This window comes from Pseudomonas sp. G.S.17 (genome assembly GCF_038096165.1).
In the GTDB taxonomy this organism is placed as follows: Bacteria; Pseudomonadota; Gammaproteobacteria; order Pseudomonadales; family Pseudomonadaceae; genus Aquipseudomonas.
In genome coordinates, this window is record NZ_CP151076.1 from 2,586,982 (window position 1) to 2,604,925 (window position 17,944).

The 17,944-nt window shown below is 59.3% G+C and carries 17 protein-coding genes; 4 read left to right on the forward strand and 13 right to left on the reverse strand.

Annotated features, from left to right (window positions below; translation table 11 throughout):
- The first annotated feature begins 97 nt into the window (after window positions 1-97).
- Both AABC73_RS11990 and AABC73_RS11995 read left to right on the forward strand, forming a co-directional pair.
- Window positions 98-1,648, forward strand: coding sequence for a TerC family protein (locus tag AABC73_RS11990; protein WP_341523756.1), 1,551 nt, complete (start codon window positions 98-100; stop codon window positions 1,646-1,648).
- A gap of 180 nt (window positions 1,649-1,828) precedes the next feature.
- Window positions 1,829-2,074, forward strand: a complete 246-nt coding sequence (locus AABC73_RS11995) for a hypothetical protein (RefSeq protein ID WP_341523757.1) — start codon at window positions 1,829-1,831, stop codon at window positions 2,072-2,074.
- Between the two features lie 78 nt (window positions 2,075-2,152).
- Here the strand turns inward: AABC73_RS11995 and AABC73_RS12000 are convergent, their stop codons facing one another.
- From AABC73_RS12000 to AABC73_RS12050, 11 genes are all read right to left on the reverse strand, one after another.
- On the reverse strand, window positions 2,153-3,301 hold the full coding sequence (locus AABC73_RS12000; protein WP_341523758.1) for a MalY/PatB family protein: 1,149 nt from the start codon (window positions 3,299-3,301) through the stop codon (window positions 2,153-2,155).
- A 96-nt stretch (window positions 3,302-3,397) separates the two neighbouring features.
- A complete protein-coding gene (locus AABC73_RS12005) occupies window positions 3,398-3,838 on the reverse strand; it encodes a CBS domain-containing protein (RefSeq protein WP_331150417.1) in 441 nt (146 codons plus the stop codon).
- 150 nt (window positions 3,839-3,988) lie between these two features.
- Window positions 3,989-5,065 carry a chemotaxis response regulator protein-glutamate methylesterase gene (locus AABC73_RS12010; protein ID WP_341523759.1) on the reverse strand — a complete coding sequence of 359 codons (1,077 nt, stop codon included), beginning with the start codon at window positions 5,063-5,065 and terminating at the stop codon, window positions 3,989-3,991.
- The gene (gene cheD / locus AABC73_RS12015; RefSeq protein ID WP_341523760.1) at window positions 5,031-5,555 is read right to left on the reverse strand and encodes a chemoreceptor glutamine deamidase CheD; all 525 of its coding nucleotides are present in this window, start codon (window positions 5,553-5,555) and stop codon (window positions 5,031-5,033) included. Before cheD ends, AABC73_RS12010 begins: the two co-directional genes overlap by 35 nt.
- A complete protein-coding gene (locus AABC73_RS12020) occupies window positions 5,552-6,358 on the reverse strand; it encodes a CheR family methyltransferase (protein WP_341523761.1) in 807 nt (268 codons plus the stop codon). Before AABC73_RS12020 ends, cheD begins: the two co-directional genes overlap by 4 nt.
- A 28-nt stretch (window positions 6,359-6,386) precedes the next feature.
- Window positions 6,387-6,926, reverse strand: coding sequence for a chemotaxis protein CheW (locus AABC73_RS12025; RefSeq protein WP_341523762.1), 540 nt, complete (start codon window positions 6,924-6,926; stop codon window positions 6,387-6,389).
- A gap of 37 nt (window positions 6,927-6,963) precedes the next feature.
- Complete coding sequence (locus tag AABC73_RS12030) at window positions 6,964-8,622, reverse strand: methyl-accepting chemotaxis protein (protein WP_341523763.1); 1,659 nt, start codon at window positions 8,620-8,622, stop codon at window positions 6,964-6,966.
- A gap of 30 nt (window positions 8,623-8,652) precedes the next feature.
- Window positions 8,653-10,785: a chemotaxis protein CheA gene (locus AABC73_RS12035; protein WP_341523764.1), complete on the reverse strand. Its 2,133-nt coding sequence runs from the start codon at window positions 10,783-10,785 to the stop codon at window positions 8,653-8,655.
- Window positions 10,786-10,831: 46 nt separating this feature from the next.
- A complete protein-coding gene (locus AABC73_RS12040; RefSeq protein ID WP_341523765.1) occupies window positions 10,832-11,122 on the reverse strand; it encodes an STAS domain-containing protein in 291 nt (96 codons plus the stop codon).
- A gap of 14 nt (window positions 11,123-11,136) precedes the next feature.
- A complete protein-coding gene (locus AABC73_RS12045; protein WP_065836390.1) occupies window positions 11,137-11,505 on the reverse strand; it encodes a response regulator in 369 nt (122 codons plus the stop codon).
- A gap of 10 nt (window positions 11,506-11,515) precedes the next feature.
- The gene (locus tag AABC73_RS12050; RefSeq protein WP_341523766.1) at window positions 11,516-12,733 is read right to left on the reverse strand and encodes a methyl-accepting chemotaxis protein; all 1,218 of its coding nucleotides are present in this window, start codon (window positions 12,731-12,733) and stop codon (window positions 11,516-11,518) included.
- Between the two features lie 377 nt (window positions 12,734-13,110).
- On the opposite strand from AABC73_RS12050, the gene AABC73_RS12055 reads away from it, so the two are divergent.
- Window positions 13,111-14,106 carry an aldo/keto reductase gene (locus tag AABC73_RS12055; RefSeq protein ID WP_341523767.1) on the forward strand — a complete coding sequence of 332 codons (996 nt, stop codon included), beginning with the start codon at window positions 13,111-13,113 and terminating at the stop codon, window positions 14,104-14,106.
- A gap of 23 nt (window positions 14,107-14,129) precedes the next feature.
- Here AABC73_RS12055 and AABC73_RS12060 read toward each other — a convergent pair whose 3' ends face one another.
- Window positions 14,130-15,053 carry a LysR family transcriptional regulator gene (locus tag AABC73_RS12060; protein ID WP_341523768.1) on the reverse strand — a complete coding sequence of 308 codons (924 nt, stop codon included), beginning with the start codon at window positions 15,051-15,053 and terminating at the stop codon, window positions 14,130-14,132.
- 98 nt (window positions 15,054-15,151) lie between these two features.
- Between AABC73_RS12060 and AABC73_RS12065 the strand changes: the two genes are divergently transcribed.
- Window positions 15,152-16,327, forward strand: coding sequence for an aspartate aminotransferase family protein (locus AABC73_RS12065; protein ID WP_341523769.1), 1,176 nt, complete (start codon window positions 15,152-15,154; stop codon window positions 16,325-16,327).
- 25 nt (window positions 16,328-16,352) lie between these two features.
- Here AABC73_RS12065 and ppnN read toward each other — a convergent pair whose 3' ends face one another.
- Window positions 16,353-17,726, reverse strand: coding sequence for a nucleotide 5'-monophosphate nucleosidase PpnN (gene ppnN / locus AABC73_RS12070; RefSeq protein WP_331150429.1), 1,374 nt, complete (start codon window positions 17,724-17,726; stop codon window positions 16,353-16,355).
- Window positions 17,727-17,944: the final 218 nt, after the last annotated feature.

The window sequence follows — 17,944 nt, forward strand, 5'->3', positions numbered from 1 at the left end:
CTCGTCCCGGCTGACTTTTTTCATATCGTCCCAAGCGATTGAATGTCATGGACGTGCGCGATCATCCGACCTTTGCCTGCAAGTGAGCCAATAACCCATGGAATGGATAGTTGATCCTACGGCATGGCTTGGCCTGCTGACGCTGATCGTGCTGGAACTGGTGCTGGGCATCGATAACCTGGTGTTTATCGCGATCCTCGCTGACAAACTGCCGCCCGAACAACGGGACAAGGCGCGAGTCATTGGCCTGTCTCTGGCGCTGATCATGCGCTTGGGCCTGCTGGCCAGTATTTCCTGGATGGTGACGCTGACCCAACCGCTGTTCGAAGTGTTTGAGCACAGCTTTTCCGGGCGTGACCTGATCATGCTGTTCGGTGGCGTGTTCCTGCTGTTCAAGGCGACCATGGAATTGCATGAACGCCTCGAAGGGCATGTCAGCGAGCGCACCAGTAACTCCACGTACGCGAAGTTCTGGCCCATCGTCGCGCAAATTGTCGTGCTCGATGCAGTGTTCTCCCTGGATGCGGTGATTACCGCCGTGGGCATGGTCGAGCATCTGGCGGTGATGATGATCGCCGTGATGATTTCCATCGGCTTGATGATCATCGCCAGCAAGCCGCTGACGCGTTTCGTCAATGCACACCCGACCGTGATCATGCTGTGTCTGGGCTTTTTGATGATGATTGGTTTCAGCCTGACCGCCGAAGGCCTGGGTTTCCATATCCCCAAAGGCTATCTGTATGCGGCGATTGGCTTCTCGATCCTCATCGAGGTGTTCAACCAGGTCGCGCGAATGCGCCGTAAACGTTCGTTGCATGGCGTGCGGCCGATGCGCGAACGCACGGCCCATGCCGTCATGCGTTTGCTGGGCGGTCGTAAGCTGGATGCGGACGAGGTGGGCGAGGAAATCGCCGACATGCTTGAAGGTGAACAGACGGCAGCCGTGTTTGACCGCCGCGAGCGGGTGATGATCAGCGGCGTACTGCAACTGGCCGAGCGGCCGATTCGCACCGTGATGACCCCGCGTGCCGAGGTCGATCACATCGATCTGGCGGACGATGCCGACAAGATCAATCTGAAGTTGATGCATTCCTCGTATTCGCGCCTGCCGTTGATTCGCGAAGGGCGCATTGATGAACCGTTGGGCTTCGTCCACAAGAAGGAGCTGCTCAAGGAATTGCTGGTCGGCAACCAGCCGAATCTGGAAAACCTGGCGCGCAAGGCGATCAATCTGCTGGACAGTTTCACGATCCTCAACGCCCTGGAGCAGATGCGCAAGGAGTCGACGCACATTGCGTTCGTGGTCAATGAATTCGGCGATTTCATTGGTCTGCTGACCATGACCGATATTCTCGAATCCATCGCCGGTCAACTGCCGGACGCCAGCGAGATCGAAGGTCCGGACATCGTTGCCGAAGAAGGCGGTTTTGTGGTTTCCGGCGCGCTGAACCTTAACCATGTGCGTGAACGAACCGGTTTTCAGGCCAAGGCCACCGAGGATTACCAAACGGTTGCCGGGCTGGTGATGAGCCTGCTGGATCGCCTGCCGCGCACCGGTGACAAGCTCGATTGGCAAGGCTGGAACATGACCGTGGTCGGGGTCGAAGAGCGTCGGGTGACGAGGGTTGCGTTGCGCAAAACCGAGTAACCGCTCTGGCTCGCCCTTGTTGGCAGCGCAGTGTTGCGCGGTCGGCAAGGGATCAGCCAGATTGATAATCAGTATGCGTCACGGTGGTTTTTCATCAGGGGCGGCTGCCATTAGATTTGGCTCCAACGCAACGATTCACCTGATGACTACTTACCAAACCAACTACTGGAGTCACACATCATGAAACGCACCATCGCCCTGAGCTTTGCCTTTTCGGTCCTGACTGCCACTGCAGCCTTCGCCAGCCCACAATCGGCTACTTCTGTTACACAACCTCTGGTTGCCCAGGCTTCCACCCAGATCGCTGATGTACACGCCGCCGCTGCGGGCAACAAAACCTTTGATCGTGCTTACCTGAAACTGGACAGCAAGGTCCTGGTAGCCGAAAACCGCAAAGAGTTCGGTTCGCAATATCAGCGTTATTGATTGCGAGTTATCTAACGGATCCAAACCAAAAAGCCCGGCTAGCCGGGCTTTTGTCTGTCTGCTGGAAACGGGTTTGCTTCAGCGATTGCGCAGGCTGCGTTCCATTCGCGCCAGTCCCTCTTCGAGCAGCGAGCGCGGGCAACCGAAATTCAAACGTACGAATTGCTGGCAATCGTCGCCGAACTCGGCGCCTGCACTCAACGCGATCTTGCCGTGTTCGAGAAAGAACTGTTGCGGATTTTCCAGCTCCAGTGCCGAGCAATCCAGCCAGGCCAGATAGGTGCTTTGCGGCAGGTGCATGACCACACCGGGCAGGCGGGTCCTGACGGCCTCGGCGAGGAAATCACGGTTGTCTTGAAGATAAGCCAATACGGCTTTTAGCCAGTCGCCACCTTCGCTGTACGCAGCGCGGGTCGCTTCCATGCCCAGCACGTTCACGCTGTCCACCATGCCGAGCCGGCCGTGGGTGAAGCGTTTGCGCAGCTGCTCGTCCTGAACCACCGCAAATGCGGTCTTCAATCCGGCGATGTTGTACGCCTTGCTGGCCGACATCAGCGTGACCGTGCGCTTGGCGATCTGCGGGCTGAGGGATGCAATGGGGATGTGCCGGCGGCCATCGAACAGGATGTCAGCGTGGATTTCATCGGAGATGATCAGCGCGTCGTTGCGCACGCAGGCATCGCCGATCAGGTGCAGCTCCTCGCCACTGAACACTTTGCCCAGCGGGTTGTGTGGATTGCTCAGGAGCAGCGCGCCAGCGTTTTGCAGGGCTTTGTCCAGTGCCGCGATGTCGGTTTCATACTCGCCCTCGACATTGGCCTTGAACGGCAATTCGATGCGGGGCTGCTGCCAGTGATCGGGCGCCTTGGCCAGCGGGGCGTAATTCGGCGTTTGCAGCACCACGCCCGCGCCCTCTGGGACCAGCGCATGCAGCGCCATGTTGAAGCCCGGCTCGACACCCGGCAGGAAGATCAGTTCTTCAGGTTGCACACGCCAGGCATAGGCGTGCCAAAGATGGGCAACAACGGCTTGGCGTAACGCGTCTTGCGCGACCCCGTAGCCGAGCAGCGGATGCTCGATGCGCGTGTGCAGGGCCTGGATGATCGGTGCCGCTACCGGGAAATCCATGTCCGCAACCCACATCGGCAGGACATCGGCCGGGTACTGACTCCACTTCTTGCTGTCGGTGTCGTGGCGCTCGAATACGGTATCCAGGTTGATCGTCATGGCGGTCTCAGAGGGCAAAAGTGCCGCACAGGTTAGTCGCGCGTGCGGTCGGGGTCCAGCGCGGCCGCTCCTGACTCCTACGGATCCCGGGTTTCTTCACGCGCCGCGAATGTACTGCTCCAGTTGCTGGATCAGGTCGGCCTGTTCGGCGATGGCTTCCTTGACCAGGTCGCCGATGGACAGCAGGCCCAGCAGCTGGCCTTCTTCCACTACCGGCAAATGGCGCAGGTGGTTGTCGGTCATGATGCCCATGCAGGTCTCGACGGTTTGCAGGGAATCCACGGTAATCACTTTGGTGCTCATGATCGCGCTGACCGGCGTGCCGATAGAGGAGCGTCCCTTGAGTACCATCTTGCGCGCGTAGTCGCGTTCGCTGACCACGCCGACCAGCGCGCCGTTCTCGACCACCGGCAACGCGCCAATATTCTTCTCGGCCATCAGCCTGAGCGCGTCGAGCACCATCTGGTCGGGCGCAATGGTATGCACTTGTTGATTGTGCAAAACCTTGAGTTTCAGAAGTTGTGCGACTGTTTTCATGCAGATGCTCCGGTGGTGACCGGGTCAGCGATGGCTGCCCTGACGTTGTTCTCTACAGAATCGTAGACAGATACCGGTTGAGCAAGCACCAAAGCGGCTTTCACGCCACTAATAACGCCTTTTGGCGTCACGACGAAGCGAACCATGCGTCTATTTGCGCAAAATTGCCTGGTGAATTTCCTGCAGTGGCAGGATCCGCTGGGCGGCATTGAGCTTGATCGCTTCCTTGGGCATGCCGAAAACTACACAGGTGGCCTCGTCCTGAGCGACCGTTGCGCCACCGGCGTCGAGTATTTCCTTGAGTCCTCTTGCACCGTCGTCGCCCATGCCGGTCATGATGATGCCGGTTGCGTTGCGGCCAGCGAACTTCGCCACCGAGCGAAACAGCACATCCACCGAGGGGCGATGCCGATTGACCAGCGGCCCGTCGATCACCTGGACGTGATAGAACGCGCCGCTGCGGGTCACCATCATGTGCTTGCCGCCGGGGGCGATCAGCGCGAGACCCGGAAGAATGCGGTCATTGTTTTTCGCCTCGCGCACTTCTATCTGACTCAAGCCATTGAGTCGCGCGGCAAAGGATGCGGTGAATTTTTCCGGCATGTGCTGGACGATGACGATGCCCGGACACACCCTTGGCAGTGCGGTCAACACCGCTTCCAGCGCCTGTGTACCGCCGGTGGACGTGCCCATGGCGACGATACGTTCGGTCGTCTGGGCCATGGCTTGTCCGCTGGCTGCTGGCAGGATGGCATCAGCCGACAGCCGGGTGGCTGGGGTCAGCTGCACAGCCGCTGGCCGCTTGCCCAGATTCCTGACATTGACCTGGGCTGCGGCCCTGATCGCCGAAACCAGTTCGGCCGCCGACTCGAGGAGAAAGTTCTTCAGCCCGCTGGTGGGCTTGGTGATGATTTCCACCGCGCCCGCCGCCAGGGCCTGCAAGGTGGTTTCAGCGCCTTTCTGCGTCAATGACGAGCAGATCACCACTGGGGTTGGGCGCTCGCTCATGATTTTCTTCAGGAAGGTAATGCCATCCATGCGCGGCATTTCCACATCCAGAACGATGACATCCGGCCATTCCCGGGCCAGCTTGTCCATGGCAAAAATAGGATCGGAGGCCGCGCCCATGACATGGATGTCCGGGGTGTCACTGAGAATTGCCAGCAAGACCTGACGAACCACTGCCGAGTCGTCAACCAACAGTACATTTATTTTTTTCGTGCCCATTGTTCGTACTTGTCCTGATTGGTTTGTGACTGACCCACACATGGCCGGTGCCGATATCGAAAATGATGTTTCTGTGCCCGGTACTGCCCATGTCGTGAGCGATCAGGTCGAGGTGATACTGGTCAGCCAACTTCAGCGCGGCGCTTATATTCATCCGCGCGACATCGTTGAAATGCACTCCCTTGCGCAGCTGCGGAAACATCTCGCCGCCCCCGAACAGTTTCAGCTGGTAATCCTCGGCAGCGGTGTCGTGCGCCAATGCCTGATGGATGAACAACTCGATGGCTTCATCACCGTACTTGCCGCTCAGCGTCGCGGACTTACGCACGCGACTGGGCAGCATGAAGTGACACATGGCGCCGATTTTGCGCACCGGATGCCACAGGGTTACGGCTACACAAGAGCCGAGGAGGGTGCGCAACTGGACCGGACGTGTTTCGAAATGAAATTCGCCTGGGGCCAGAAAAAATTCTTCGGCGGCTATCTTCATGGCTTGCGATAAATGGAGGGTGCCACCAACTTGAGAGCATCCGAGACACCGTTCAGGCTTTCCGAGTGGCTGACGATGAAATACCCCCCCGGCTTGAGTCTGGGGATCAGCCGGGCGACGACGCGGGCCTTGGTCGGTTGATCGAAGTAGATCATCACGTTGCGCAGGAAGATGACGTCAAATTCGCCCAGTTCTGGCAGCGTTTCGTTGAGGTTCACCTGCAAAAAATTGACCCGGTTGCGCAGGGCTCGATCAATCAGGAACGTCCCGTGTTGGCGGCCGGTGCCCTTGAGGCAGTATTTGACCAGCAATGGTTGGGGCAGGGTCCCGGCGCGTTCCATTGGGTAATGACCGGCTCGCGCCTTGGCCAGGACCTGAGTGCTGATATCCGAGCCGATCACTTCCCACGGCGTAGTGCCCAAGCCTTCGGCGAGGGTCATGGCCAGACTGTAGGGTTCTTCCCCCGACGAGCTGGCGGCGCTCCACAAGCGGAACGTCTTGCCCGGCGCGGCATTGGGCAGCACATGCTGGCGCAGGAAGTCGAAATGCTTGGGCTCGCGAAAGAAATAGGTTTCATTGGTGGTCAGCAGGTCCAGCGCAACCTGCAGTTCATCGGCGCGCTGGCCGCTCATGATCAGCTTGAAGTAGTCGCCGTAGCTGTCCAGCTCGTAATGCCTGAGACGTTTGAACAGGCGGCCGGCCACCAGCGCTTTTTTCGCCGATGACAGATTGATGCCGGCAGCCTGATACAACCAGGACTGGAACTGGTTGAATTCGGTATCGTTCAACGCTGATGCACTCACGGGGCATTCCTTGCTCGCTAGTGATTATTTAACGCGCGTCGGCTTCGGTTGACGGCGCGTGTTCAGTCTCGGCAAGTCGCGACATTTCATCGATCGACAACACTCGACTGACTTCCAGGACGATGACGAACTTGCCGTCTACCTTGGCCATGCCGCTGATGAAGTCAGCGCGAATCCGCGCGCCGAAGCTCGGCGGCGGCTCGATTTGCGACGCGGGTATTTCCAGTACCGCAGACACCGTATCGACCAGCAGTCCGATGTCCTGCGGCTGGCCATCCTCGGCGCTGGCTTCGATGATGACCACGCAACTGCGGCGGGTAATGTCCGAGTCAGGCCGGCCAAAGCGTGCCGACAGATCCACCACCGGGACGACGGCGCCGCGCAGGTTGATCACCCCGCGCACGAAGGCAGGCATCATCGGCACTACAGTCAGATTGCCGTATTCGATGATTTCCTTGATGCCCAGAATGCCGATGGCGAACATCTCCGCGCCGAGCATGAAGGTCAGGTATTGCGCCTCCTCCTCGACGGGGGGTGCGACTTGACGTGTTGTGGCTATGGCGCCCATGCCTTACTCCTTTAAGCGAACCTGTGATAGCCAACGATCAGAATCGGGTAAATTCGGACTCGTCCGGCGCGCTTGCCATGTTGTAGGCGAATGCTTTCGTCGGCGCTTGCACAGGTTGGCGCAGCGGTTTGCGGCTGGAGTTTCCAGGCGTTTTGTCGAGTCTTGATGACTGGCTGGCCGACTTGGGCGGCGTGTCCAGGGTGAAGAAGCTCATTGCCTGTTGCAGCTGCTCGGCCTGACTGCTCATTTCCTCAGCAGTGGCGGCCAGTTCTTCGCTGCTCGAAGCGTTCTGCTGCGTGACCTGGTTCAACTGGGTCATGGCCGTGTTGATTTGCGCTACGCCCGACGCCTGTTCTTCCGAAGCGGCACTTATTTCCTGGACAAGATCTGATGTCTTGTTGATTGACGGAACCATTTCACCGAGCAATTTGCCGGCTTTCTCGGCCATGTCGACGCTGCTGGAAGACAGTTCGCCGATTTCCTGAGCGGCCACCTGGCTGCGTTCGGCCAGTTTTCGCACTTCCGCCGCCACCACCGCGAAGCCTTTGCCATGCTCACCGGCGCGTGCCGCTTCAATCGCAGCATTGAGTGCCAGCAGGTTGGTCTGATACGCAATGTCGTCAATGATGCTGATGCGTTGGGCAATCTTCTTCATGGCCACGACGGTCTGCTGCACCGATTCGCCGCCGTCGGTGGCTTCCTTGGCGGCCTTGCTCGCCATGCCGTCGGTAACCTTGGCGTTCTCAGTGTTCTGATTGATGCTGGCACTCATCTGCTCGATGGACGCACTGGTTTCCTCGACGCTGGCGGCTTGTTCGCTGGTGGCCTGGCTCATCGATTGCGCAGTGGCGCTGACTTCTTCCGAAGCGCTGGCCAGGTTGTCGGCGGCATTACGTACTTCACCGATGATGTGCGCGAGCTTGCCGACCATGTTCTGCATGGCCAGCAACACCATGCCGGTTTCGTCCCTGGAATTGACGTCGATGCGTGCGTTGAGGTTGCCCTCGGCCAGTTGCTCGGCGACGGCAGCCGCTTGTTTGAGCGGGCGGGAAATGATGCGCGAGATGAACAGGGCGAGTCCCAACCCCACCAGCAACGCGACGATCAGGGCAGCGACAATGGAAATTCGCGCGTTCAGGTACAGCTGGGTGCCTCGGGTGCTGGCCCCTTCGGCTCCTGCATCGTTGAGTTCGACCATTTTTTGCAGTGCGTAGGTCACTTGGTCAAAGTTGCGTTTGGATTCGCCTCTGATCAAGGTGCGGGCTTCGCTGTCCAGGCCCTGCTGGGAAAGGGCAAGCAGGTTTTTGCTGACCGCAAGGTAGGCTGTCCAGTCGCTGACGGCGGTGTCGTACAGTTGTCGCTCTTGAGGGCTGGAAATCAGTTTCTCGTAGGTCGCCAGGCGGGTTTCAAACTGTTTCCTGACCTCGACGGCTTCCTGTTCGACGGTGGCTTTCTCCTGAGCTGCATCAGCAGCGATGTAGCGGTTTTCCTTGATGCGGTAGTTCGCCGCATAAAAACGCATCCCGGATGCGGCACGCATGGCCGGCATCCAGTTTTCGCGAATCTCCGTCGAGGCCTCATTCACGTTGCTTAGCTGGAAGATCGAGAACACGCCCATGACTGCGGTCAGCGCCAGAACCGTGAGAAATGAAGCGATCAATTTAGTCGCGATTCTGAGATCGTAAAACCATTTCATTGGGTGGTACTCCATGTAATTGCGTAAGCGTCAACGGCCATTGGCTTGCAGTGTGGTGAGCGTTGCGGCATGAGTTGAGGTGTAACGAGGTTCCAGCTGAACGATTTGTGCGAGCAGCGCCGGTACATCAAGAATCAATGCCACGGCGCCACTGCCGAGAATGGTCGAGCCGCTGATGCCGCGCAGGGCGCCAAACAGCTTGCCCAGCGGTTTGATGACGGTCTGGAATTCACCGAGCAGATCGTCGACTACCAAGCCAGCCTTGTGTTCGGCATAGCGCACCACCACCACGTTTTGCCGACGGGCAGCGGGGCCTTCGTGGTTGAAATGGTCGCGCAGGTAAACCAGCGGCAGCACTTCGCCGCGCAGATCCAGATAGCCCTGCTCACGGCTGATCTGTCGATCCGCTTCGTTGAGTTCGATGCATTCCTGAACCATGTCCAGCGGGATGACGTACGTGGACTGGCCGATGCTGACCAGAAAACCGTTGATGATCGCCAGCGTCAGTGGCAGGCGAATGCGCACCACGGTGCCTTGGCCAGGCTTGCTGTCCAGGTCCACAGTGCCGCGCAGCAGGGTGATATTGCGCTTGACCACATCCATGCCGACGCCGCGTCCGGAGAGATTGGTCACGGCCGCAGCGGTGGAAAAGCCGGGCTCGAAAATAAGGTTGTAGATTTCCTGATCGGTCAGGCTTGCGCCAATGGCGATCAGGCCGCGCTCCAGGGCTTTTTCGAGAATGCGCTCGCGGTTCAACCCGGCGCCGTCATCGGCGATTTCAAGGACGATGCTGCCCGAGTCGTGATAGGCATTGAGATGCAAATGACCTTTGCTCGGCTTGCCGGCCGCCAGGCGCGCTTGCGCGGTTTCAATGCCGTGGTCCATGGCGTTGCGCAACAGGTGCATCAACGGATCGCCGATTTTCTCGACAACGGTCTTGTCCAGTTCGGTTTCCGCACCGCTGATGATCAGGTCGATGTCCTTGCCGAGTTCCTGGCTGACGTCGCGGACCACCCGACGAAAACGGTTGAACGTATCGCCGATGGGGATCATGCGCAGGCGCAAGGCACCGTCGAGGATTTCCTCGACCAGGCCCGACACCGTCGACGTCGATTCCTGCAGCGGATCATTGTTGCAGGTGCGTGCCAGCAGGCTGGCGCCGGCACTGGCGATCACCAGTTCGCCCACCAGGTTGATCAGCTCGTCCAGTTTGTCGGCGTTGACCCGTACGTAACGGCCGTCCTTTGTTTTGTTTTCAACGGGGGTGGCACTTTTGTCGGAGGCAATCTGCGCAGGCAGACGTGGCACCGCCCGCTGGTCTGCCATGAGTTCACCCGTCGCCATCAACGCTGTGCCTTGAACAGAGTCGTCCTGTCGCTGAACCGCTAGCTGGGTGTCTGGAGACGTGTCCGCGCCTTCGTCGTGCGCGGCAACAATTTCGATCTGGCAGTCGTCGCGCACGAAATCGAACACTTCGTTGATCTCTGCATGAGTCGCGGCAGAACGGAACTCGATGTCGAAGCCCAGGTAGCAGGACTCCGCGTCCCAGGCTTCCAGAGCAGGCATGCCGTCGGACAGCGTGACGATTTCGACGGTTTCGCCGAGGGTGTTGAGGTAGCGCAGAAACGACAGCGGATCCATACCGTTGCGGAAAACGTCAACGCCAAAACGCAGGCTGATGTGCCAGAGCGTTGCGCTGGCAGGCAGTCCTGCGCCACTTTCAACGGCAGGTTCTTTGGCGGGCGATGTGTCCTGGGCCGCGCCGGGCGCCTGATAGTTTTGCAGGGCCTGGCGCAGCGCAGATTCCCGGGCCAGCGCCGGGGCCTGCAATTGCGCGCCCTGGCTGGCGACGACCTCGATCAGTTCCAGCATGTGGTCGCCGGACTTGAGGAGCACCGCAATAAGTGCGGCATCCACGGTAATGCTGCCTTCGCGCAAACGGTCCAGAACGTCTTCGACGATGTGGGTGAAGCTGACAATCGCGTCTAGCCCGAACAGTCCCGCAGAACCCTTGATAGTGTGGGCAGCGCGAAATACAGCGCCGATGGCGTCATCGTCGTCGGGCTCGTTTTCCAGTTGCAGCAGCGACCCTTCCATCGCCTGCAACAGCTCGCGAGCTTCGAGGATGAAGGTTTGTTGTGCCTGATCAAGGTTAATGCTCACGCTCATTTCCTTTGACGTGTGTTGCAGGATGCAAACCGACAAATCGTTAGATAGCTTCGGCCAGGTTGCACAGTTCAAGCGTTTCCATGACTGCCTTGCTGCGGCCCGTCAGGGTCAGATCGGTACCGGCTCTGGAGGCTTCGCGGCTGGCGAGCATTAGTAGCTGCAGGCCTGCGCCATCGATTTCGGTAACCTGCGACAAATCGATTTCCATGCGCGGGGTTCCTCCCAGGCGTGGCAGCAGTTGTGCGGCAAGTTCTGCGGCGGTGTAGATCGTCAATTCACCGTCGATGTGCACGCGCGCCGTGTCATTGGATGTCTCGCACAGGAGTGGCATGGCAGCCTCCGTTGTCAGGGCAGGATCAGCTTGGAAACTGCCGCCAGCATCTGCGCGGGCTGGAACGGCTTGACCACCCAGGCTCTGGCACCGGCGGCCTGGCCTTCCAGCTTTTTCGATTCCTGGGATTCGGTGGTCAGCATGATGATCGGCGTGAACTTGTAGTTGGCCAGCTTCTTGACCTCCTTGACGAAGGTGATGCCATCCATGTTGGGCATGTTCACATCGCTGATGATCAGGTGCACTTTCTGGCCATTGAGCTTGCCCAGCGCATCCTTGCCGTCACTGGCTTCGATCACGTCATATCCCGCACTTTTCAAGGCAATGCCGACCACCTGCCGAACACTGCTGGAGTCATCGACAACCAATACACTTTTAGCCATGAGGCTCTCCTTAGAAGAAGGTAATTTCCTGTGAATTCTGCTGTGCGCCAGTGCCGCCACGGTGGGTATGACGCTGTTCGTCAGTGGCGTAGGTGGCCTCCATTCGTGCCAGCCAATCGCGAGCATTGAGGGAGGCGGTCTGTTCAGGCGATTGACTGACCTGCTGCAGATGCGCGTGCAGCGAATCTATGTTGTCGCGCACGTGAGTCAGGATCTGGCTGACCCGATCCTGAAATTGCAGACTGACCAATACGTCGGTGAGTTCGTCCCGAATGCCGAAGCTTTCCTGTTGCAGCATTTCGGCGGATTCGGCAAGGCGTTGGGTGACGGTCTTGAAGCGCTCCAGCACCTGCTGGATGCTGCTTTCGGAGGTCGCGACCGAGTTGCTGTCCTGGTCTGCGCCGCTCGAGGCCGCTTGCACCAGTTGGGTGATGGCATTGTTGATGATGTCGACTTTTGCGGACATCTGTTGCCCGGTTTCGCTGGACTTGCTCGACAGGCTGCGCACTGCGTCAGCGACCACGGCAAACCCGCGTCCGGCTTCTCCGGCACGAGCGGCTTCGATGGCCGCATTGAGCGCGAGCAGGTTGGTTTGCGCTGCGATTGCCGCGACGTCGGCAGCCATGGTTCTGAGCTCACCGGTGTAGGCGGTCAGATTGCGCACTTGAGTCAGGGTTTCATCGCGACTGGTTTGCGTCGCCTTCAGAGAATCGATGACTTGCACCAACTCGCCGTCACTCTGGGCCAGCGCGTGCTGTGCGCCACCGGCGCTATGTCCGGACAGTTCACCCGCAGCCTGCTGTGACGCCTGAACCGTGTCCTGCAACCGCGAAGAAATACTGGTGAAGCGGGTGGCCAGCGAGACGATTGCGGTTTCGGTCTGCTGACGTGAGCTTTCTACCTGCTTGGCCCAGATGGGCATTGCACCGAGAAAGACTTCGTTGAGTTGTGCCGCGGATTTCAGCGAAGGGTTTTCACTGGCCTGCTGCTCATGCAAGGCAACGGCAGTGGCGATAGCTTCATTGATTCGCACGCGTTGTGAGCGAGTGCTCCACCAGCTGGCAGCGAAACCAACAACCAGTATCGCAGCACCGAAGCCCAGGCTTTGACGGGTTGGGCCTTCAAGCGTTAGCGTGACGATTGCCGCAGCAACGGCGGGAAGCAACGGCAGCCAGAGGAAGGGCACATGGACTTTTTGGGATGAGCGAGCGGTTTGGCCGGGCATCATGGTTCAATCCTTGAACAGTCACACATTCGAAATAATGCGAACAATGAGTTATCTGCTCCGCCGATCCAGACTTGAGCCCCAGAGCCGGACCGGTCGTCAGATCGTCTGGAATAGTGGTCATCATCGGTCATTGGCATGCAGGCTCCTTATGACCTGTCAGGTCGAAGTCGGGACATTCAAGAACAAGATGATGGCACATAGCCATAAAAAAAGCTGTGCGATCAATTTGCGTGATCGAAGGTCCACATCCGGACGCACAGCAAGCGTGGATTTGCTTCAGTCAGCTATTGGCCCCGGTGCAACAGTGACCAAGCGATACTGCTCCGGGCCGAGGTGAGTCAGTCAGTTGTTGTCTTTCCAATCCGAGGAGAAACACCATGCAATACCGACAATTTGGTAACACTGGCCTCAGTGTTTCCCGGCTGTGTCTAGGTACCATGACGTTTGGGCTGCAAACCGATGCACAGGTCTCGCACCAGATCATCGACCGGGCCGCCGAGGCCGGGGTCAATTTCATCGACACCGCCGACGTGTATCCACTGGGCGCAAAACTTGACACTGTTGGCCGTACCGAAGAAATCGTCGGCAGTTGGCTCAAGGGCAAGCGCGACGATTACATTCTGGCCACCAAGGCGTGCGGAATAATGGGCGAGCAGGCCTGGCAGCGCGGGGCTTCACGCAAGCACTTGCTCAGCGCCATTGAAGCGTCGCTCAAGCGCCTGAACACCGACTATGTCGATCTTTACCAGCTGCATTCGGACGATCCAAGCACACCGCTCGAAGAAACCCTCGAAGCACTGGATATCATCGTCCGCCACGGCAAGGCGCGTTACATCGGCGTCTCGAACTTTCTCGCCTATCGGCTGGCGCGCATGCTGGGTCGCGCCGACTTCCTCAAGCTGACCCGCTTCGTGTCCGTCCAGCCGCGCTACAACCTGCTGTTCCGCCAGATCGAACGCGAGCTGTTGCCACTGGCTGGCGAAGAACGTCTGGCCGTGATTCCTTACAATCCCTTGGCTGGCGGCTTGCTCACCGGCAAGCACGCCCATGACAAGGCACCTTCCGAAGGTCGATTCACGGCAACAGTCGGCAAGGCTGGCGAGATGTATCAGCAGCGCTACTGGCACGAGCGGGAATTCCAGAGCATCGCAAAACTCAAGGAAGTCATTACCGACGCTGGCAAGCCGATGACCACGACCTCCGTGGCCTGGGTGCTGGCCAATCCGCTGGTGACTTCGGCGATCATTGGCGCCAGCCGTCCTGAGCAACTGGACGACACGCTGGCGGCGGCGGATTTCGTGCTGGAGGCGGAACTCAAGTCTCAGCTCGATGACATCACTCATGAATATCGCTGGGGTGATGCGGCGCGCTAACGGCCGCTGGATCGTGGCTCAGGTCACGCTCTTTCGGCAGACGCAGGCCTGCTCCACAGTTCCATCGCGAAATCCACAAAACAGCGCAATTTCGGCGATCGGTAGCGATCTTGCGCGTACATCAAATGCATCGGCCGACAGGGGAGCTGGTACTGCGGTAGCAGCGCAACCAGCCGGCCGCTCTGCAAGTCTTCTTCGATCAGCGCGTCGGGCATCATTGCGATCCCGGCACCGGCGCGTGCCGCCTTGTGCAGACCTGACGACGTATTCATGGTGATCGGTCCGCTCACAGGCACCAGCACTTCACCTTCCGGCCCGCTCAGGCGCCAGTGTTTTTCCACGGAACTCCAGTCGTCGCCTGCCGGATAAGCAAAGGCCAGGCAGTCGTGATGTTGCAGGTCCATGGGCTCGGTCGGCGTGCCGCGACGTTGCAGATAGTCCGGCGAAGCACAGATCGTCAACATGTAGTCCTCAAGCGGGCGGGCAATCAGGCTTGAATTCTCTGGCGTGCCAAGGCGGATGGCGGCATCGAAGCCATGGCCGATCAAGTCCATTCGCTCGTTGCTGAACACCACGTCCAGCCTGATCTGCGGGAAGCGTCGGGAGAACTCAGTCAAGGCTGGTGCCAGTCGCTCGTTGCCAAACGTGAACGGCGCGGTGATCCGCAAGGTGCCCTTGGGCACTGCCTGGGCCTGTTCCGCCAGATGCTCGGAAGCGGCGACCAACCCGAGCACTTCCAGGCAACGCTGGTAATAGGACTCGCCGAACTCGGTCAGACGCTGACGTCGTGTTGTGCGGTTGAGCAGGCCGACCCCGAGCCGCTGCTCGAGCGCCCGCAAGTGATTGCCCACCATGGTTGTCGACAAGCCGCACTCAAATGCGGCTGCGGTCATGCTGCCGGTCTCGACCACTTTCACGTACACCGACATTGCCTGGAATAAGTCCATTATCAAGCCTGACTTTAAAATGAATGGAGGATTTAGCGGTTTATCCAGCTGAGGTGGCTAACGATACTGGAATTATCCACCGACTGGAGCTTTATGCCATGACCGCCGCCTGCCTGATGACCACTTATAAACCGCTGGCCCTGAGTTTCGTCAAAGGCCTGGGCACGCGTTTGTGGGACGAAACCGGGCGCGAATACCTGGATGCGGTCGCGGGTGTAGCGGTGACCAACGTAGGCCACTCCCATCCGCGTCTGGTGGCGGCGATCAGCGAACAAGCCGGGCTGTTGTTGCACACCTCCAATCTTTACAGCATCGACTGGCAGGAACGTCTGGCGCTGAAGCTGACCGGGCTTGCCGGCATGGAGCGGGCGTTCTTCAACAATTCCGGCGCCGAGGCGAACGAAACCGCACTGAAGCTGGCGCGGCTTTACGCCTGGCACAAAGGCATCGAAAAACCCTTGGTGTTGGTCATGGAGAATGCTTTCCATGGACGCACATTGGGGACGTTATCCGCCAGCGACGGACCTGCGGTACGCCTGGGTTTCAACTCGCTGCCGGGGGATTTTCTCAAGGTGCCGTTTGGTGATCTGCAAGCTCTGGACGAGGCCTGCACAACTTACGGGCATCGCATCACGGCAATGCTTGTCGAGCCGATCCAGGGCGAAAGCGGCGTGCAGTTGCCGCCACCGGGTTATCTCAAAGCCCTGCGGGATCGTTGCACGCGGCGCGGCTGGTTGCTGATGCTCGACGAAATCCAGACCGGCATGGGCCGGACTGGCCAATGGTTCGCTTTCCAGCACGAAGGCATTGTTCCGGATGTCATGACCCTCGCCAAAGGCCTCGGCAACGGCATTCCCATCGGCGCGTGTCTGGCTCGGGGCAAGGCTGCGCAGTTGTTTACCCCAGGCAGTCATGGCAGCACTTTTGGTGGCAATCCGCTGGCTTGCCGCGTCGGGTGTACCGTGGTGGATATTCTTGAGGATCAGGCACTGGTGGACAACGCGCGAGTGCAAGGCGAACGCCTACTGGCCGGTTTGCGTGCAGCGTTGAGTGATCACCCTGATGTGCTGGCGATTCGAGGCAAAGGCTTGATGGTCGGTATCGAACTGACGCGGGCGCTGCCCGACCTGGCGCTGATTGCCGCGAGGGATCATGGCTTGCTGCTCAATGTGACGCGGGGCAAGACAATCCGTTTGTTACCACCTTTGACGGTGGATGCTCAGGAGGTGGACGCCATTGTCCGGGGCGTATGCCAGACGCTCGCGCCGAACTGATGTCCGGCGCAGCGAATGGATGCGGTCAGGTCACCACGCGATAGCAGGGTACATAGGCCGCGCCGCCGGGTAGCTTCATCCGGTGTTGCTCGACAAAGGCATTCAGCAGGCGGTCCAGCGGTTGCATGATCGCTGCATCGCCATGGATTTCGTACGGCCCATGCTGTTCGATCAGGCGGATGCCCTTGTCTTTCACGTTACCGGCGACGATCCCGGAGAACGCTCGGCGCAGATTCGCCGCCAGCGTGTGGGGCGCAAGATCGCGGCTCAGTTGCAGGCTGGCCATGTTTTCATGGGTTGGATCAAACGGACGCTGGAAACCGGCGTCGATTTTCAGCAGCCAGTTGAAGTGGAACGCATCGTTGCGCTCGCGACGGAACTGCTTGACCGCCCTGAGGCCCAGAGTCATTTCCCGGGCAACCTCGGTCGGATCGTCGATGATGATCTGGTAATGGGCTTGTGCCGCTTCGCCCAGGGTCGCGCCGACGAAAGCGTGCAGTTGTTGCAGATAAGGCGCGGCGCTTTTCGGGCCGGTCAGGATGACCGGGAACGGCACATCGACGTTGTCCGGGTGCATGAGGATGCCGAGCAGATACAGGAACTCTTCTGCCGTGCCCGCGCCACCCGGGAAAATGATGATGCCGTGGCCGACGCGCACAAACGCTTCAAGACGCTTCTCGATATCCGGCAGGATCACCAGTTCGTTGACGATCGGATTCGGCGCTTCGGCGGCGATGATTCCCGGTTCGGTCAGGCCCAGGTAACGGCCGCCAGTGATGCGTTGCTTGGCGTGGGCGATGGTCGCGCCCTTCATCGGACCTTTCATTACACCGGGACCGCAACCCGTGCAGATGTCCAGGCTGCGCAGGCCCAGTTCGTGCCCGACTTTCTTGGTGTATTTGTATTCTTCGGTGTTGATCGAGTGACCGCCCCAGCACACCACCATCTTCGGCTCCAGGCCTGGGCGCAGGGTGCGGGCGTTGCGCAGCAGATGGAACACGTAATCGGTGATGCCTTGCGAGCTTTCCAGGTCGATGCGCTGGCTGTCCAGTTCGCTTTCGGTGTAGACGATATCGCGCAGGGCACTGAAGAGCATTTCCCGGGTGCTGGCGATCATCTCGCCATCCACGAACGCATCGGCCGGGGCGTTGAGCAGTTCCAGGCGCACGCCGCGATCCTGCTGATGGATGCGCACCTCGAAGTTTTCGTACGCCTCAAGAATGGTCTTGGCGTTATCGACATGGGCGCCGGTGTTGAGGATAGCCAGGGCGCACTGGCGGAACAGGGTGTAGATGCTGCCGGAGCCGGCGGCGCTGAGTTGCTGGACTTCGCGCTGGGAAAGCGTTTCCAGGCTGCCTTTGGGGCTGACCGAGGCGTTGATGACTTGTCTTTGGGGCATTCTGTATTCCTTGAAAGGACACCGCTGAGGCTTTTCGACCCAGCGGTATCTGATAATGAGTGCCCGGCGCGGTCGCGTGTTTCGCCGAAAGCCGGGCGGGCAACAGGCTTCGTCGTCAGATCATCGGGGGGCCAGGGCCATCACCACGCTGAAGTCTGGCAAACGAGGCCAGGAAAATCGTTCTCCTCGTCCTTTGGAGATGCCGCACATGAGGGGCT

Excerpts from the sequence above, each read along its gene's own strand:
- AABC73_RS11990 (WP_341523756.1), top strand. The coding sequence starts at position 98 with ATGGAATGGATAGTTGATCCTACGGCATGGCTTGGCCTGCTGACGCTG.
- AABC73_RS11995 (WP_341523757.1), top strand. The coding sequence starts at position 1,829 with ATGAAACGCACCATCGCCCTGAGCTTTGCCTTTTCGGTCCTGACTGCC.
- AABC73_RS12000 (WP_341523758.1), bottom strand. The coding sequence starts at position 3,301 with ATGACGATCAACCTGGATACCGTATTCGAGCGCCACGACACCGACAGC.
- AABC73_RS12005 (WP_331150417.1), bottom strand. The coding sequence starts at position 3,838 with ATGAAAACAGTCGCACAACTTCTGAAACTCAAGGTTTTGCACAATCAA.
- AABC73_RS12010 (WP_341523759.1), bottom strand. The coding sequence starts at position 5,065 with ATGGGCACGAAAAAAATAAATGTACTGTTGGTTGACGACTCGGCAGTG.
- cheD (WP_341523760.1), bottom strand. The coding sequence starts at position 5,555 with ATGAAGATAGCCGCCGAAGAATTTTTTCTGGCCCCAGGCGAATTTCAT.
- AABC73_RS12025 (WP_341523762.1), bottom strand. The coding sequence starts at position 6,926 with ATGGGCGCCATAGCCACAACACGTCAAGTCGCACCCCCCGTCGAGGAG.
- AABC73_RS12030 (WP_341523763.1), bottom strand. The coding sequence starts at position 8,622 with ATGAAATGGTTTTACGATCTCAGAATCGCGACTAAATTGATCGCTTCA.
- AABC73_RS12040 (WP_341523765.1), bottom strand. The coding sequence starts at position 11,122 with ATGCCACTCCTGTGCGAGACATCCAATGACACGGCGCGCGTGCACATC.
- AABC73_RS12045 (WP_065836390.1), bottom strand. The coding sequence starts at position 11,505 with ATGGCTAAAAGTGTATTGGTTGTCGATGACTCCAGCAGTGTTCGGCAG.
- AABC73_RS12050 (WP_341523766.1), bottom strand. The coding sequence starts at position 12,733 with ATGATGCCCGGCCAAACCGCTCGCTCATCCCAAAAAGTCCATGTGCCC.
- AABC73_RS12055 (WP_341523767.1), top strand. The coding sequence starts at position 13,111 with ATGCAATACCGACAATTTGGTAACACTGGCCTCAGTGTTTCCCGGCTG.
- AABC73_RS12060 (WP_341523768.1), bottom strand. The coding sequence starts at position 15,053 with ATGGACTTATTCCAGGCAATGTCGGTGTACGTGAAAGTGGTCGAGACC.
- AABC73_RS12065 (WP_341523769.1), top strand. The coding sequence starts at position 15,152 with ATGACCGCCGCCTGCCTGATGACCACTTATAAACCGCTGGCCCTGAGT.
- ppnN (WP_331150429.1), bottom strand. The coding sequence starts at position 17,726 with ATGCCCCAAAGACAAGTCATCAACGCCTCGGTCAGCCCCAAAGGCAGC.